At 72.4% G+C, this 15,012-nt stretch carries 11 protein-coding genes and 1 pseudogene; all 12 read right to left on the bottom strand.

The annotated features are described in order from the left end of the window. Position 1 precedes the first annotated feature (1 nt). Positions 2–2,365 carry a polyribonucleotide nucleotidyltransferase gene (locus ACXN5W_RS05250; RefSeq protein WP_473156998.1) on the bottom strand — a complete coding sequence of 788 codons (2,364 nt, stop codon included), beginning with the start codon at positions 2,363–2,365 and terminating at the stop codon, positions 2–4. Positions 2,366–2,589: 224 nt separating this feature from the next. Further along, on the bottom strand, positions 2,590–2,859 hold the full coding sequence (gene rpsO, locus ACXN5W_RS05245; RefSeq protein ID WP_473156997.1) for a 30S ribosomal protein S15: 270 nt from the start codon (positions 2,857–2,859) through the stop codon (positions 2,590–2,592). Between the two features lie 136 nt (positions 2,860–2,995). Continuing rightward, positions 2,996–3,943 (bottom strand): bifunctional riboflavin kinase/FAD synthetase, encoded by a 948-nt coding sequence (locus ACXN5W_RS05240; protein WP_473156996.1) that lies wholly within the window; start codon positions 3,941–3,943, stop codon positions 2,996–2,998. A gap of 41 nt (positions 3,944–3,984) precedes the next feature. Next, entirely contained in the window at positions 3,985–5,007 is a 1,023-nt protein-coding gene (gene truB, locus ACXN5W_RS05235) for a tRNA pseudouridine(55) synthase TruB (RefSeq protein WP_473156995.1), read from the bottom strand. A 601-nt stretch (positions 5,008–5,608) separates the two neighbouring features. Then, positions 5,609–6,931 (bottom strand): MATE family efflux transporter, encoded by a 1,323-nt coding sequence (locus tag ACXN5W_RS05230; RefSeq protein ID WP_473157083.1) that lies wholly within the window; start codon positions 6,929–6,931, stop codon positions 5,609–5,611. A 528-nt stretch (positions 6,932–7,459) separates the two neighbouring features. After that, positions 7,460–7,675, bottom strand: a complete 216-nt coding sequence (locus ACXN5W_RS05225) for a DUF6186 family protein (RefSeq protein ID WP_473156994.1) — start codon at positions 7,673–7,675, stop codon at positions 7,460–7,462. Beyond that, the gene (locus tag ACXN5W_RS05220; RefSeq protein WP_473156993.1) at positions 7,672–8,076 is read right to left on the bottom strand and encodes a hypothetical protein; all 405 of its coding nucleotides are present in this window, start codon (positions 8,074–8,076) and stop codon (positions 7,672–7,674) included. Before ACXN5W_RS05220 ends, ACXN5W_RS05225 begins: the two co-directional genes overlap by 4 nt. Before the next feature lie 172 nt (positions 8,077–8,248). After that, the gene (locus ACXN5W_RS05215) at positions 8,249–9,271 is read right to left on the bottom strand and encodes a DHH family phosphoesterase (RefSeq protein WP_473157082.1); all 1,023 of its coding nucleotides are present in this window, start codon (positions 9,269–9,271) and stop codon (positions 8,249–8,251) included. Between the two features lie 323 nt (positions 9,272–9,594). Further along, a pseudogene (rbfA, locus tag ACXN5W_RS05210) lies at positions 9,595–10,032 on the bottom strand (30S ribosome-binding factor RbfA); the annotation flags it as partial. 127 nt (positions 10,033–10,159) lie between these two features. Continuing rightward, positions 10,160–10,453 (bottom strand): DUF503 domain-containing protein, encoded by a 294-nt coding sequence (locus ACXN5W_RS05205; protein ID WP_473156992.1) that lies wholly within the window; start codon positions 10,451–10,453, stop codon positions 10,160–10,162. A gap of 100 nt (positions 10,454–10,553) precedes the next feature. Then, positions 10,554–11,603, bottom strand: coding sequence for a TRM11 family SAM-dependent methyltransferase (locus ACXN5W_RS05200; protein WP_473156991.1), 1,050 nt, complete (start codon positions 11,601–11,603; stop codon positions 10,554–10,556). Positions 11,604–11,969: 366 nt separating this feature from the next. Next, positions 11,970–14,969: a translation initiation factor IF-2 gene (gene infB / locus ACXN5W_RS05195; protein WP_473156990.1), complete on the bottom strand. Its 3,000-nt coding sequence runs from the start codon at positions 14,967–14,969 to the stop codon at positions 11,970–11,972. Positions 14,970–15,012: the final 43 nt, after the last annotated feature.

The raw sequence follows: 15,012 nt of genomic DNA, 5'->3' as shown, positions 1-15,012 counted from the left end.
ATCAGCTGTGCCGGGTCCGGCGACGCCGCTCGCCGCCCTCACCGCCGCCACCCTCACCGCGCTCGGGGCGGGGGCCACGGTCACCACGGTCGCCGCCACGGTCACCACGGTCCCGGGGACCACGGTCACCGCCCCGGTCGCGGCCGCTCGGACGCTCATCGGCGTCCGCCTCGGCCGGCGCCTCGGCACCCTCGGGACGGACCTTGTCCAGGTAGATCTTGCCGCGCGCGTCGATATCGGCGATCTGCACCTCGACCCGGTCACCCACGTTGAGGAAGTCCTCGACCCTCTCGACCCGCTTGCCGTCGCCCACCTTGGAGATGTGCAGCAGGCCGTCACGGCCGGGCAGCAGCGAGACGAACGCACCGAACGCCGCGGTCTTGACCACGGTGCCGAGGAACTTGTCCCCCATCTTCGGCAGGGTCGGGTTGGCGATCGCGTTGATCCGCTCCACCGCCGCCTGCGCCGACGGGCCGTTGGTGGCCCCGACGTAGATGGTGCCGTCGTCCTCGATCGAGATCTCGGCGCCGGTCTCGTCCTGGATGGCGTTGATGGTCTGGCCCTTGGGCCCGATCACCATGCCGATCTTGTCGACCGGGATCTTCACGGTGGTGACCCGAGGCGCGTAGTCGGACATCTCGGCCGGCGCCTCGATGGCCCGCTGCATCACGTCCAGGATGGTCTGCCGGGCCTCGTGCGCCTGCTGGAGCGCGGCGGCCAGCACATCCGACGGGATGCCGTCGAGCTTGGTGTCGAGCTGGAGCGCGGTGACGAAGTCCCGGGTGCCGGCGACCTTGAAGTCCATGTCACCGAACGCGTCCTCGGCACCGAGGATGTCGGTCAGGGTGACGTACTGCGTCTTGCCCTCGACCTCGTCCGAGATGAGCCCCATGGCGATGCCGGCCACCGGCGCCTTCAGCGGCACACCGGCCGACAGCAGGCCGAGGGTGGAGGCGCAGACCGAACCCATCGACGTCGAGCCGTTGGAGCCCAGCGCCTCCGAGACCTGCCGGATCGCGTACGGGAACTCCTCGCGCGACGGCAGCACCGGGAGCAGCGCCCGCTCGGCCAGCGCGCCGTGCCCGATCTCGCGCCGCTTCGGCGAGCCGACCCGACCGGTCTCACCGGTGGAGTACGGCGGGAAGTTGTAGTTGTGCATGTAGCGCTTGGACTTCTCCGGGGAGAGCGTGTCCAGCGCCTGCTCCATGCGCAGCATGTTGAGGGTGGTGACGCCCATGATCTGGGTCTCGCCCCGCTCGAACAGCGCCGAACCGTGCACCCGGGGCAGCACGCCGACCTCGGCCGACAGCGGGCGGATGTCCCGCGGGCCGCGACCGTCGATCCGGACCTGCTCGCGCAGCACCCGGGCCCGGACCTCGGACTTGGTCAGCGACCGGAACGCGGCGCTGATCTCCTTTTCCCGGCCCTCGAAGCGGGCGTCCAGCTCCTCGTGCAGCCGGGCCTTGATCCGGTCGAGCGCCTCCTCGCGGTCCGCCTTGCCGGCGATCTTGAGCGCCTCGGCGACCTCGGACCGGCCGGAACCAGCGACCGCCTCGAACACGTCGTCCTGGTAGTCCAGGAAGATCGGGAACTCGGCCACCGGCTTCGCGGCGGCGTCGGCCAGCTCGCTCTGCGCCCGGCACAGCTCGCGGATGGCGGGCTTGGCGGCCTCCAGGCCGCTGGCCACGACCTCCTCGGTGGGCGCCGTGGCGCCCCCGGCGACCAGCTTGACGGTGTTCTCGGTGGCCTCGGCCTCGACCATCATGATCGCGACGTCGCCGTCCGGCAGGGCGCGGCCGGCGACCACCATGTCGAAGGTGGCCCGAGCCAGCTCCTCGTGGGTCGGGAAGGCCACCCACTGGCCGTCCACGTGTGCCATCCGGGTCGCACCGACCGGGCCGGAGAACGGCAGGCCGGACAGCTTGGTGGACATCGACGCGGCGTTGATCGCGACGACGTCGTACGGGTGCTGCGGGTCGAGCGCGAGGATGGTCTCGACGACCTGGACCTCGTTGCGCAGGCCCTTGACGAACGACGGGCGCAGCGGCCGGTCGATGAGCCGGCAGGTGAGGATGGCGTCCTCGCTGGGCCGGCCCTCGCGGCGGAAGAACGAGCCGGGGATCCGGCCCGCGGCGTACATCCGCTCCTCGACGTCGACGGTCAGCGGGAAGAAGTCGAACTGCTCCTTCGGCTGCTTGCCCGCGGTGGTCGCGGAGAGCACGACGGTCTCGCCGAGCTGGGCGATCACGGAGCCGGCGGCCTGCCGGGCCAGCCGCCCGGTGGAGAACGTGATCTCACGGGTGCCGAACGTCCCGTTGTCGATCACGGCCTTGCTGTGCTGGGTGCCGAGGCGATTCTCGGTCATGGGTGTTTCGTACTCCTTCGGTCGTGGGGCCCACGACCTCGCCGAAGCCGCTCAGGCGGCCGGTCTTCGATCGAAGCGCCCGGGGTGCCGGCCGATGCCGGCGGCCCGGGGGCCACTACCGAGGACCGGTGCGCTGATCCGACTTTCTCGCGGGCGGTCGCGCTGGCCCCTTGTTTCGATGGGACGGGCACGGGGGAGCGGCGAATCGCCACTCCCCCGTCACGTCACCTCCGCAGGCCGAGTCGCTCGATCAGCGACCGGTAGCGGCTGATGTCCTCCTTCTGGAGGTAGTTGAGCAGCCGGCGGCGCCGGCCGACCAGCAGCAGCAGACCACGACGGCTGTGGTGGTCGTGCTTGTGCACCTTGAGGTGCTCGGTGAGGTCGGCGATCCGCTTGGTGAGCACAGCCACCTGGACCTCCGGCGAACCGGTGTCACCCTCGACGGTCGCGTACTCCTGCCGGATCTTGCTCTTGGTCTCCTGGTCGAGCGCCATCTTCTCCCTGTTTCCGTGGGTTTGGTTGGTAGACCCCGCACCCGCGGCGTCGAGCAGGCACGCGAGGCCAGCGCCGGTCTCCCAGCGTCTCTGCCAGGCTACCAGCTTCCGCCGTCGGCGCCCGGCAGGGGCGGCGTCAGGACAGCAACGCCCGGGTCTGCGCCACGTCCGCACCGATCTGCGCGATCAGTGGCTCGACCCCCTGGTAGGTGCGCTGCCCGCGCAGGTGCGCCACGAAGTCCAGCGCCAGCCGCTCGCCGTACAGGTCACCGCTGAAGTCCAGAACGTACGCCTCCACCCGCCGGTCGAGGCCGGAGAAGGTGGGGTTCGTCCCGATCGAGACCGCCGCCGGGAGCGCCGTACGCCCGGTCGACCCGACCCGGGCCGGGTCCCGGACCAGCCAGGCCGCGTAGACCCCGTCGGCCGGGATCGCCGCGTACCGGTGGCAGAGCAGATTGGCGGTCGGGAAGCCCAGCTCCCGGCCGCGCTGGTCACCCCGGACCACCACCCCGGCCAACCGGTGCGGTCGGCCCAGCGCCACCGCCGCGGCCCGCACGTCGCCGGCGTCGACGCAGGACCGGATGTACGTCGAGGAGAAGACCGTCCCGTCCCCGGCGACCAGCGGACCCCCCTCGACCGCGAACCCGAACGTCCGGCCGAGCCGTTCCAGCAGCGTCACGTCCCCGGCCGCCCGGTGCCCGAACCGGAAGTTCTCCCCGACCACCACGAGCGCCGCGTGCAGGTGCTCGACCAGGATGTCGTGGACGAACTGCTCGGCGGTCAGCCGGGAGAACTCCGGGGTGAACGGCACCACGCACAGCACGTCGACGCCGAGCTGCTCGATCAGCTCCGCCTTGCGGGCCGGTTCGGTGAGCACGGCCGGATGCGTACCCGGCCGGACCACCTCGGAGGGGTGTGGGTCGAAGGTGACCACGACCGAGCGGACCCCCAGCTCCCGGGCCCGCTCGACGGCGTGCCCGATGGTGGCCCGGTGCCCCTGGTGCACCCCGTCGAAGACGCCGATGGTGACCACCGACCGGCCCCAACCCCGCGGGACCGCCTCGTACCCGCGCCACCGCTGCATTCCGTGTCCTCCCGGTCGATCCACCGCCCGTGACCTGTTCCTCAGGCGGGCGCGAGCACGATCTCCGGCCGCGCCCGGCCGTCCCGCTCGCTGACGATAGCCACCAGCCTGCCGTCGGCTCCGAGCACGGCGTACGGCCCCGGGATGCCCACCGGGGCGAGCGGGCCGCCGTGCCCGAGCACCCGCTCCTCGGCCGGATCGGCCTGGCGGACCGGCAGGAACCGCCGGGCCGCCTCGGCCGGCGCCAGCGCCACCACGTTCCCGGCGCTCTCGGCAAGCTCGGTCAGCCGCTCCAGGGTCGCCGACTCGGCCAGGGTGAAGCCGCCGACCGCCGTCCGGCGCAGCGCCGTGAGGTGGCCACCGACACCCAGCGTCGCGCCGGCGTCCCGGGCGATGGCCCGGATGTACGTACCGGACGTGCAGTTCACCTCGATGTCCACGTCCACGACATCGGCGGTGCCAACCGGGTTCGGCCCGCCGCCGGCCTCGTCTGCCGAACCCGGGCCCGCCACCCCGCCGGCCGCGCCGGCCTCGTCGACAGATCCGCTGCTCAACGCCGTACCCGCCGCGCCGTCCGCGTCGGCGGCGGGCCGGCGGATCGCGAGTACGTCGAGCCGGCCGATGGTGACCCGCCGCGCGGCCAGCTCGACCGTCTCCCCCTCGCGGACCCGCTTGTACGCCCGCTGGCCGTTGATCTTGATGGCGCTGACCGCGCTCGGCACCTGGTCGATCTCACCGGTCAGCCCGGCGAAGGCCGCCCGGATCGCGCCGTCGTCGAGGTGGCCCGCCGGCGTGCTCGCCGTCACCGTGCCCTCGGCGTCGTCGGTGATCGTCGCCTGACCCAGTCGGACCGTGGCGGTGTAGCTCTTGTCGGCCCCGATCACGTAGGTGAGCAGCCGGGTGGCCCGGCCGACCCCGATCACCAGCACCCCGGTGGCCATCGGATCCAGTGTCCCGCCGTGTCCGACCCGCCGGGTACGGGCCAGCCGGCGCAGCCGGGCGACCACGTCGTGCGAGGTCATCCCGGCCGGCTTGTCCACCACGATCAGTCCGTCGCCGCTCACGGTGCCAAGCCTGCCAGACCATCCAGAGGCCGCACCGAGCGCCCAGCCGGGGGCGAAATGTGTGCCGTACGGTACGTCCGGACGCACGAGTCCGGACAATCAGCCGCACGGGAGTTCAGATGACTGCTCCACGCCCACCCGATCGGGATCGCCCCAGCGTGGACCTGCCGGAATGGATGCGGAACCCGGAGCCACCCCGGTTGACAGTCGGCCGCCGGCTGGAACTCCTCGTGGCGAGCCTGCCCGCCCTACGAACGGGCCGCGAACGGTGGTGGCGGTGGCGGAGCCGGAGTCGGTGGGCAGACCGGCACCGCGTGCTGGCCGACATCCTCTCGTTCGCATTTGTTGCGTTGACGGCCTCCGTAATGGTCACAGCGGTTCTCGCCCTGTTCGTCCTGATCCTGCGCCGCCGTTCGTCCTGATCCCGCGCTGGCGCTCCGATCCTGCGCCGACGCTCGTCATCCTGCGCTGGCGCTGAGCGTCTGTTCGGCGCGACCGGTCAACGGTGATCACGATCCCCGTTGAACTCGCGGTCGGGGAGCATTCCAGACAGTCCACCGGATGGTCGCGGGAGAATCCGGATCCTGGGGAACCGGTCGGCTCAGCGGACCGCGCCGGTCACCGCCCACCGGCCGGAGCGCATCCGCAGCAGCAGCGCGACCAGCCGGATCACGACGAACAGGGTGAGGCCGGCCCAGATGCCACCCAGGCCGAGGTCCAGCGCGTACGCCGTCCAGATCGCCGGCAGGAAGCCACCGAGCGCCGCCACGATCGTCAGGTTGCGCAGGTAACGCACGTCACCGGCGCCGATCAGCACCCCGTCCAGCGCGAACACGACGCCGGCCAGCGGCTGCATGGCGACGAACCAGGGCCAGGCCACCATCGCCTGCTCCCGTACCTGGACGTCCGGACTGAACAGCGCCGGCAGCACACCGGCCCCGGCACCGATGAGGATCGCGAAGGCCACCCCGCAGAGCGCGCCGGCCAGGGCGATCCGGCGGGCCAGCCAGCGGGCCTGTCGGGCGTCGCCCGCGCCGAGCGCCGAGCCCACCAGCGACTGGGCCGCGATCGCCAGGGCGTCCAGTACCAGGGCGGTGAAGAACCACAGCTGGAGCGCGATCTGGTGGGCACCGACCACGGCCGCGCCGAACCGGGCCGCGACCGTCGTGGCGGACAGGAAACTGGCCTGGAAGGCCACCCCACGGACCAGCAGATCCCGGCTGAGCGCGAGTTGCCGGCGCAACACCTCCGGCCTGGGCCGCAGCGGCACCCGCTCGGCCAGCAGCGCACTGGCGAAGAGCAGCCCCGACAGCGTCTGCGCGGTGGCGTTGGCCACCGCCGAGCCCACCAGCCCGAGGCCGACGGGATAGACCAGCAGCGGACAGAGCGCCGCCGACAGCAGGTTGGGAATGAGAACGAAGTACAGCGGCCGGCGGGTGTCCTGGACCCCGCGCAACCAGCCGTTGCCGGCGGCCGCGAGCATCAGCCCGGGGGCGCCGAGGGCCGCCACCCGAAGCCAGTGCGCGGTGTTTCCGGCCACCTCCGTACCGCCGCCGGCCAGCGCCCGCGCGATGGGCCCCGCGCCGATCTCGACGACGACGGTGACCAGCAGTCCCGCGGTCAGCGCCAGCCAGGACGCCTGCACCCCCTCGGCCACCGCCGACGCCCGGTCGCCGGCGCCGTACCGTCGGGCCGACCGGCCGGTGGTGCCGTAGGCGACAACCGTGCCGAGCCAGGTGGCGATGGTCAGGACGGTGCCACCGACGCCGAGCGCGGCCAGTGGGATCCGGCCCAGGTGTCCCACCACTGCCGTGTCGACCAGGATGTACAGCGGCTCGGCCGCGAGCACCACCAGCGCGGGGAGGGCGAGCGCGGCAATTCGGCGCGCAGTGGGCCGGATCTGCGGCTCGGCACTGGTGGGCAGGCTCACGAAGCATGATCCTGGCACGCGGCCAGTAAGGGACGCAAACGCCGCATGGCGCTTACGGTGCGGCTGAAGTGACCCTTACTGCCGGGTGTCCATCGACGTCTGCAGCGCCCGCCGGGCCTGCTCGCGGGCGATCTCGTCGGCGGTTTCGGTCTTCGGCTTCCTGGGCATGCGGGTGCTCCTTCCAGGGTGCGTCGAGCCGGTACGGCCCGCCGCTGGCGGTCCTGCTGAGCGCCATCCGGCTGAATCCGGGATCACCGGAAAGGGAGACGGAGGCAGCGTGACCCCGGGTCGGTCTGACCCTGGAGGCAATTCAGTGGCCTGGCGGCCACCCGTGTCCCGGATCGGCCGGGCCACGGTTCGCGACACCACCCAAGTTATCGTTCAGGTCCAGATACTGCCCACGCTTCCCGTAATTCGGGACGCATCCCAGATGCCGCGCGGTTGGGACCGACGGCAGGCTAACGACGGCGTCCGTCCGCGGTGCGGGGCCGGTTCCGGGTCGGCGCGGGGGCCGGTTCCGGGTCAGCGGGCGAAGAAGTGCCAGCCCGCCCACCACCAGAAGCCGAACAACCCGATCCGGCCCACCGGGACCGGACCCACCTCGTACTGCATGACGTAGGCGCATGCCTCGCCCAGGGTGGGAATCCGGGAACCCTCGCGGCGAGCGGCCCATTCGAGCCCGCCGAACAGCACCAGGGCGGTCAGGAAACCGGCGATGGCGAACTCTCGCGTACTCATCGGCGCACCAGTCCCCAGAAGGCGGCGAGCCAGCCGAAGTACCCCGCCGACCGGGCAACCTGGTGCTCCAGCACCGGGTCTGCCAACCGGGAGAAGGTCGGAAAGTCATCACCGGAGCCGAGCACGAAGGTCGCCCCCTCGAACACGCCGAAGACGGCGACCGGCAGAACCCACCAGATCACCCCTCGGCCCACCCGACCGGCCGGCCGACGCGGCACCCGGTTCGACAGGCCGAACCAGATGAGCGCTCCCCCGGTGCCGATCGTGTAGAGGTTGGCCTGCATCGAGAAGGACGGAAAGGCGCCACCGACCAGCGACAGGACCACCAGCACCGGCACCGAGACGGCCGGCCGGTCCCAGGCTCGGGGCACCTCTGTAACGATCTCCGAGGGCTGCTCCATGCTCCGATTGTCCCCGGCGGTCACCGTAAGCGGAAAGGGAAATACGCCCCGGAGTTATCCCTGATCCGAACGACCGTCGCGGCCCACGGCGCCCCGCGACGCCGCCCCGGCGGGCCGGGCGGCTCCGCCCAGCGGCGCCGCACCAACCGACTGCTCGACCTGATCGGACAGCTCAGCTACCACCCGGCAGTGCCGCACGGACCGCCGCGACCACCTCGTCCACCGAGCCATGCCCGGTGAAGCCGGCGGCCAGTCGGTGCCCGCCCCCGCCCAGGCCCATCGCCACCCGGCTCACGTCCACGGCGCCCTTGCTGCGCAGGGACACCGCCCACTCGTGGTCAGCGAGCTGCTTGAGCAGGCAACTCACGTCCGCCTCGGCGGTACACCGGACCGAGTCGATCAGCGGCTCCAGCACGTACGGCCGCTGGTCGTGCCGTTCCAGGTCGGCAAGGGTGGCGTAGGTCCAGGCCAGGCCGAGTCCCCCCACGGCGGCGGGCTCCAGCCGGATCCGGGCCAGCACGTCGGCGTGCAGCCGGACCGCGCCGTACGGTCGGGTGTCGAACACCCGGCGGGAGATGTCACCGGGACGCAGGCCGGTCGCCAGCAGCCGGGCGGCCAGCTCGTGTACGGCCGGCGTGGTGACATCGAACCGGAACGAGCCGGTGTCGGTGGCGAGCGCGATGTAGAGGCACTCGGCGATGCGCTCGTCGAGCGCCACGTCGAGCCGGGCCAGCAGCTGTTCCGCGACCACCGAGGTGGCCGCGGCCGTCGGGTCCACCAGGTGGATGTCGCCGAAGCCGGGGTTGGAGGCATGGTGGTCCAGCACCACCGACACGGCCCTGCCGTCCAGCCGGTCCACCAGCTCGCCCAGCCGGGACTCGCTGGCCGCGTCGAAACAGACGACCAGATCGGGATCCGCGTCCGCCCGCTCGGCGGGGACCAGCAGTTCCTCCCCGGGCATCCCCCGCAGCGGCTCGGGCACCTCGAACCGGCCCGGGAAGGTCGCCGTCAGCCGGGTCAGACCGAGCTTGCGCAGCCCCAACGCGAACCCGAGCATGCTGCCCAGGGCGTCACCGTCGGGATTCATGTGACAGATCAGCAGGACCCGCGCGTCCGGCGGCAGGTCCCGGACGGCGGCCACCGCCGCCGCCCAGTCCGCCGGGCCGGGACCGGTCACCGTACGTGGTGACGGCACGTCGGCCACGGCCGGGCCGGCGGGCGACGTGCCCCCGATCGAGCCGGCCAGCGGCGCTCCCCCGGCCGGGCCGGCCAGCGGCGCCTCCGCGGCCGATCCAGCGGAGGCGGACGGGCCGGACCCGGTCAGGGCCGCGCCACCGGCCGACCCGGTCACGGCCGCTCCCCGCCCCACCGATCCGCCCGGCCGTTGCCGGACGCCCGCTCCGCGGGAATCTCGTACGTCCCACCGGACTCGTACGCCTCGTCGGCCGCCCGGATCTCGTCGGTCTCGTCGGCGTCGCCGCCCTCGTTGCGGGCGTCGGCCGGCAACCCGGCCTCCCCGTCGGACTCGTCGTTGTCGTCGGCGTCGATCCGGTAGGGCTGGGCGTCGCCGGCGTACCGCGCACCGGCCGCCCGACGCTGCACCTCCGCGTCCGCGTTCCGGGCCGCCGCCAACAGCTCGTCGATGTGCTTCGCCTGATCCTGCACGTTGTCCAGGACGAAGGCCAGGGTCGGCGAGTGCCGCAGCCCCAGCGCCTTGCCCACCGTGCTGCGCAGCAACCCCTTGGCGCTCTCCAGCGCCGCCGCCGTGGACGCCTGCTCGGTCGCGTCACCGAGCACCGTGTAGAAAACCGTGGCTTCCCGCAGGTCGGCGGTGATCCTGGCGTCGGTGATCGTGATCATGCCGAGCCGGGGGTCCTTGATCTGGGTACGCACCACCGAGGCCACCAGCTCCCGCACGCGCTCCGCGTGCCGGCGTACCCGGGCCGGATCCGTCATCTCGCACCTCCACGGCGTCCTGCTTCCGCCGGTCCCCGCCGATGAGCGGCACCTGGCAGACCAACGTCTGGAAACACTACCCGTGGCGCGCGGCCCGATGCGCGGCCGTCCGCCCGCGCCGATGGGCTCATTCCTCGGGGCCGTACAGCCGGCGGCGCACGGACAGCAGGTCGATCTCGGGCCGGCCGGCGACCAGCCGTTCACAGGAGTCCAGCACCTCCCGGACATGGCCGGTCTCGGCCGCCACGACGGCCACGGCAAGCTGTACCCGGCCGTGCAGGTCGAGGTCGCCCACCTCGGCTGCTGACACCTCGAACCGGCGCAGCGCGGCCAGGATGGGTCGGACGTAGGAGCGCTTCGCCTTCAGCGAACGGGAGTCGCCGGGAAGCAACAGGTCGAACAAGGCGGTTCCGGTATACACGGCGCACCAGGGTACGCCCGGCGCGGTGAAAGGAAGGGCCCCTTTTTATCGTTTTCTGTATAGGAAGGCCCCCCGCTTGACGCGACAAGCGTCGCGCCGCCTACGGCCGGACCGGCGCCACGGCCACCAGCACGTCCCGCTCGATGCCCTGATCCACCCGGTGGGACAGCTCCGCGTAACCGGCACCGTCCAGCACCCGCAGGCCCGCGGCGGTCAGCACCTCGGCCGCCGCCGCCCGCCCGGCCACATGGGTGTTCCAGGACAGTCCGAGGGCACCGCCGGGACGCAGCAGCCGGGTCCAGCCCGGTACGGCGCCGCGCAGCAGTTCCAGCGGACTCCGGGAGAGTCCCGGACCACCTCGGCTGCCGTGCACCACCCCGTACGGCGCGTCGGCCACGATCACGTCGGCGCAGGCCGGGCGGAGCAGCTCACCGAGCCGGGTGGTGTCCGCTTGCAGCACGGTGATCCGTTGGGTGTCGCCCGCCCGGTACCGCTCCGGCGAGGGCGCCAGCACGGCCTCGAAGCGACGGGCCACCAGCTTCCGGTCCCGGCGTACCGGCACGAGTTCCGCCCGGTGCTTGAGCCGCTTGCGTTTGAGCCAGGTACGCAGGAAGGCCGCGTACGCGTCGACGTCCCGACCCTCGATCTCCACGCCCAGCCCGTTGTGGCCGTACATCAGGGCCTGGTTCAGCGTCGTACCGCGCCCGCAGAGCGGGTCCAGTACCACCAGCCCGCCGGTCAGCATCGCCGGCGCGGAGGCCGAGGCCAGCAGGGTGACGTTCATCAGCAACCGGGTGAACTGCTCGTTGGTCTTGCCGGCGTACTTGGGAATGGTGATCAGGTCCGAGTCGAAGTGGGCGAGCGGAGCCAACTCCACCGGCCGCAGCAGCTCACCCGCCCGCTCGAACAGCGCGTACGCCGCCGAGAGGTTCGCCAGGTACGCGATGTCGTCCTCACTCAGGCCCGGCTCGGGCACCGCGAAGGTCAGGTAGTTCACCCCGCCGATGCGCCGTTCGCCGATCTCCGCAGGGATGCTGGAGAGCACCCCGGCACCGGCGAACACCGTCAGCTCGGCCCGGGCCAGTCCGCCGGCCGCGTCGGCGTAGACCCGGTTGCTCGACGGTGCCAGCAGCAGCGCGTACTCGATCACGCGGCGATTCTCGCACCGCCCCACCGCCCGACCACCGCCGCCCACCTCAGGCGGAGCCGGTCACGACAGAGCCGCTCACGACAGAGCCGGTCACGACAGAGCCGGTCAGGACGGCCGGAGCCGCGCCAGGGGTTCCCGCCAGGCCCGCCCACGACGGGATCAAGCCTGACCGCCCAGAGTGGGCGGGCCTGGCGGGAACCCCCACCACCTGACCAGCGTGGGCGGGCCCGGCGGGAACGCCTCCACCACCTGACCAGCGTGGGCGGGCCCAGGCGGGAACCCCTCACCATTCGGGAGTGGCCGGCCTCGGCGGAAAGCCGAACGGCCGGAACCCCAGCGGGTCCCGGCCGTTCTCGCCACCACGCGTCAGCCGCGCGGCTTCTCGCGCATCTCGAAGGTCTCGATCACGTCGCCGACCTGGAGGTTGTTGTAACCAGCCAGGGTCAGACCACACTCGAAGCCCTCACGCACCTCGGTCGCGTCGTCCTTGAACCGCTTCAGCGAGCTGACCGTGAGGTTTTCCGCCACGACCGCGCCGTCCCGCAGCAGCCGCGCCTTGGCGTTGCGGCGGATGAGGCCGGACCGGACGATACAACCCGCGATGTTGCCCACCTTGGAGGACCGGAACACGTCCCGGATCTCCGCGGAACCGAGTTCGACCTCCTCGTACTCGGGCTTGAGCAGGCCCTTGAGCGCCGCCTCGATCTCCTCGAGAGCCTGGTAGATCACGGTGTAGTACCGGATCTCCACACCCTCGCGGTCGGCGATCTCGCGAACCTTGTTCGCCGCCCGTACGTTGAAGCCGATGATCGTGACCGCCTCGGACGAGGCGCTCGCGAGCATGACGTCGCTCTCGGTGATCGAACCCACGCCCCGGTGGATGATCCGCAGTTGGACCTCCTCCGGGATGTCGAGCTTGAACAGCGCGTCCTCCAGGGCCTCCACCGAACCGGAGACATCGCCCTTGAGCACCAGGTTGAGCGAGGTCTTCTCGCCCTCCTTGAGCTGCTCCATGAGCGTCTCCAGGGTGGCCCGACCGCGGGAGTTGGCGAAGCTCGCCGCCCGCCGCCGCGCCTGCCGCTGCTCGGCGATCTGCCGCACCGTCCGGTCGTCCTCGGCGGCCAGGAAGGTGTCACCCGCACCCGGCACCGTGGTCAGACCCAGCACCATGACCGGACGCGCCGGCCCGGCCTCGGGGACCTGCTGGCCGTTCTCGTCCAGCATGGCCCGAACCCGGCCGTGCGCCCCACCGGCGACGATCGAGTCGCCCGCCCGGAGGGTGCCCTTCTGGACCAGCACCGTCGCCACCGCACCGCGACCCTTGTCCAGGTGCGCCTCGATGGCCACACCCTGGGCCGGGCCGTCGATCGGAGCGGTCAGCTCCAGCGACGCGTCGGCGGTCAGCAGGACCGCCTCCAGCAGTTCCTCGATGCCGATGCCGGGCTTGGCGGCCACGTTCACGAACATCGTGTCGCCGCCGTACTCCTCGGCGACCAGCCCGTACTCGGTCAGCTGCTGGCGGACCTTGTCCGGGTTGGCCTCCGGCTTGTCGACCTTGTTCACCGCCACCACGATCGGCACGTCGGCCGCCTTGGCGTGGTTGAGCGCCTCGATGGTCTGCGGCATGACACCGTCGTCGGCCGCCACCACCAGGATCACGATGTCGGTGACCTGCGCACCACGGGCACGCATGGCGGTGAACGCCTCGTGACCCGGGGTGTCGATGAAGGTCACCGCGCGGTCCTGGCCATCGTGCGGGACGTGGACCTGGTACGCACCGATGTGCTGGGTGATCCCACCCGCCTCACCGGCCACCACGTTCGCCTTACGGATGGCGTCGAGCAGCTTGGTCTTACCGTGGTCGACGTGACCCATGACGGTCACCACCGGCGCCCGGCTGACCAGACGGTCCGCCGCGACCTCGGCATCGAGGTCGATGTTGAACTGCGCCAGCAGCTCGCGGTCCTCGTCCTCCGGACTGACGATCTGCACGTCGAAGCCGAGGTGCTCACCCAGCAGCAGCAGGGTGTCGTCCGAGCAGGACTGGGTCGCGGTCACCATCTCGCCCAGGTTGAACATCTCCTGGACCAGCGAACCGGGGTTGGCGTTGATCCGGTCGGCGAAGTCCGACAGCGAGGCGCCCCGGGACAACCGGACCACCTGACCCTGGCCGCGGGGAGCACCCGAGGACATGGTCGGCGCCGACAGGTTGTCGAACTCCTGTCTGCGCTGCTTCTTGGACTTGCGGCCACGGGTGGGCTTGCCACCCGGACGCCCGAAGGCACCCGCCGCGCCACCGCCGCGACCACGGCCACCGCCGCCGGGGCGACCCGCGCCGCCGGCCGGGGCACCACCGGGGCGGAATCCACCGCCGGCACCGCCGCCACCACCAGGACCGCCGCGGTAACCACCGCCGCCGCCACCGCCACCACCAGGACCGCCGCGGTAACCACCGCCGCCGCCACCGCCACCACCAGGACCGCCGCGGAAACCACCGCCGCCGCCGCCGCCACCGCCGGGTCGACCGGCGCCACCGGGCCGACCGGCGCCACCCGGACCGCTGGGACGGCCGGGACGCTGACTCGGCATGGAAGCCGGACTCGGCCGCGGCGGCATGGACGCCGGGCTGGGCCGCGGCGGCATGTTGGCCGGGTTCGGCCGTGGGCCGCCACCCTGGGCCGCCGGACGCTGGCCGCCGGAGCTGATCCCGAACGGGTTGTTGCCGCCCCGCGCGGGTGGCCGGGCGCCGGGACGACCCGGGGTGCCCTGACCGCCCGCCGGACCCGGCCGGTTGGCCGGACCTGGCCGGGGCGCCATGCCGCCGGGACCCGGCTTGGGACGCGGCGCGCCACCGTCGGCCGGCGGTTCCCGACGGACGGTCTCACGCTGCTGCTGACGGGCCGCCTGGGCGGCCTTGACGGCCGCCTCCTGCTCCGCCTTCAACGCGGCGGCCCGCGCCTCGGCGGCCGCCACCTCGATGTCGTGGGCGCTCGCCGGCTTGGCCACCGGAGCGGCCGGCTGCGGCGGACCCGGGACCGGCCCCTTGGGACGGGCCGTCGGCGGGGTCGGTGCGGTCGGACGCCGCGGCGGACCGGGGCGGGCCGCGACGCGCGGCTCGGCCGGGCCGGGCCGGGGTGCGGCCGGCGCTGACGGCGCGGCCGGCGCTGGCGCGGGGGCCGGTGCCGACGGTGCAGCGCCCGACGAGGACGCTACGAACGCGTTGCGAAGCCGCCGGGCGACGGGCGCCTCGACGGTGCTGGATGCGGACTTGACGAACTCGCCCATCTCCTTGAGCTTGGCGAGTACGGTCTTACTCTCGACCCCGAGCTCTTTTGCCAGCTCGTGTACGCGGGCCTTGCCTGCCACTGCACTCCTCACTCCGAGGTCGTGCGGGCAGCACCCGCAGCGA

This window comes from Plantactinospora sp. A48, from assembly GCF_055793945.1.
This window is presented reverse-complemented; position numbering and strand designations above follow the sequence as displayed.

Excerpts from the sequence above, each read along its gene's own strand:
- ACXN5W_RS05250 (WP_473156998.1), bottom strand. The coding sequence starts at position 2,365 with ATGACCGAGAATCGCCTCGGCACCCAGCACAGCAAGGCCGTGATCGAC.
- rpsO (WP_473156997.1), bottom strand. The coding sequence starts at position 2,859 with ATGGCGCTCGACCAGGAGACCAAGAGCAAGATCCGGCAGGAGTACGCG.
- ACXN5W_RS05240 (WP_473156996.1), bottom strand. The coding sequence starts at position 3,943 with ATGCAGCGGTGGCGCGGGTACGAGGCGGTCCCGCGGGGTTGGGGCCGG.
- ACXN5W_RS05225 (WP_473156994.1), bottom strand. The coding sequence starts at position 7,675 with ATGAGTACGCGAGAGTTCGCCATCGCCGGTTTCCTGACCGCCCTGGTG.
- ACXN5W_RS05220 (WP_473156993.1), bottom strand. The coding sequence starts at position 8,076 with ATGGAGCAGCCCTCGGAGATCGTTACAGAGGTGCCCCGAGCCTGGGAC.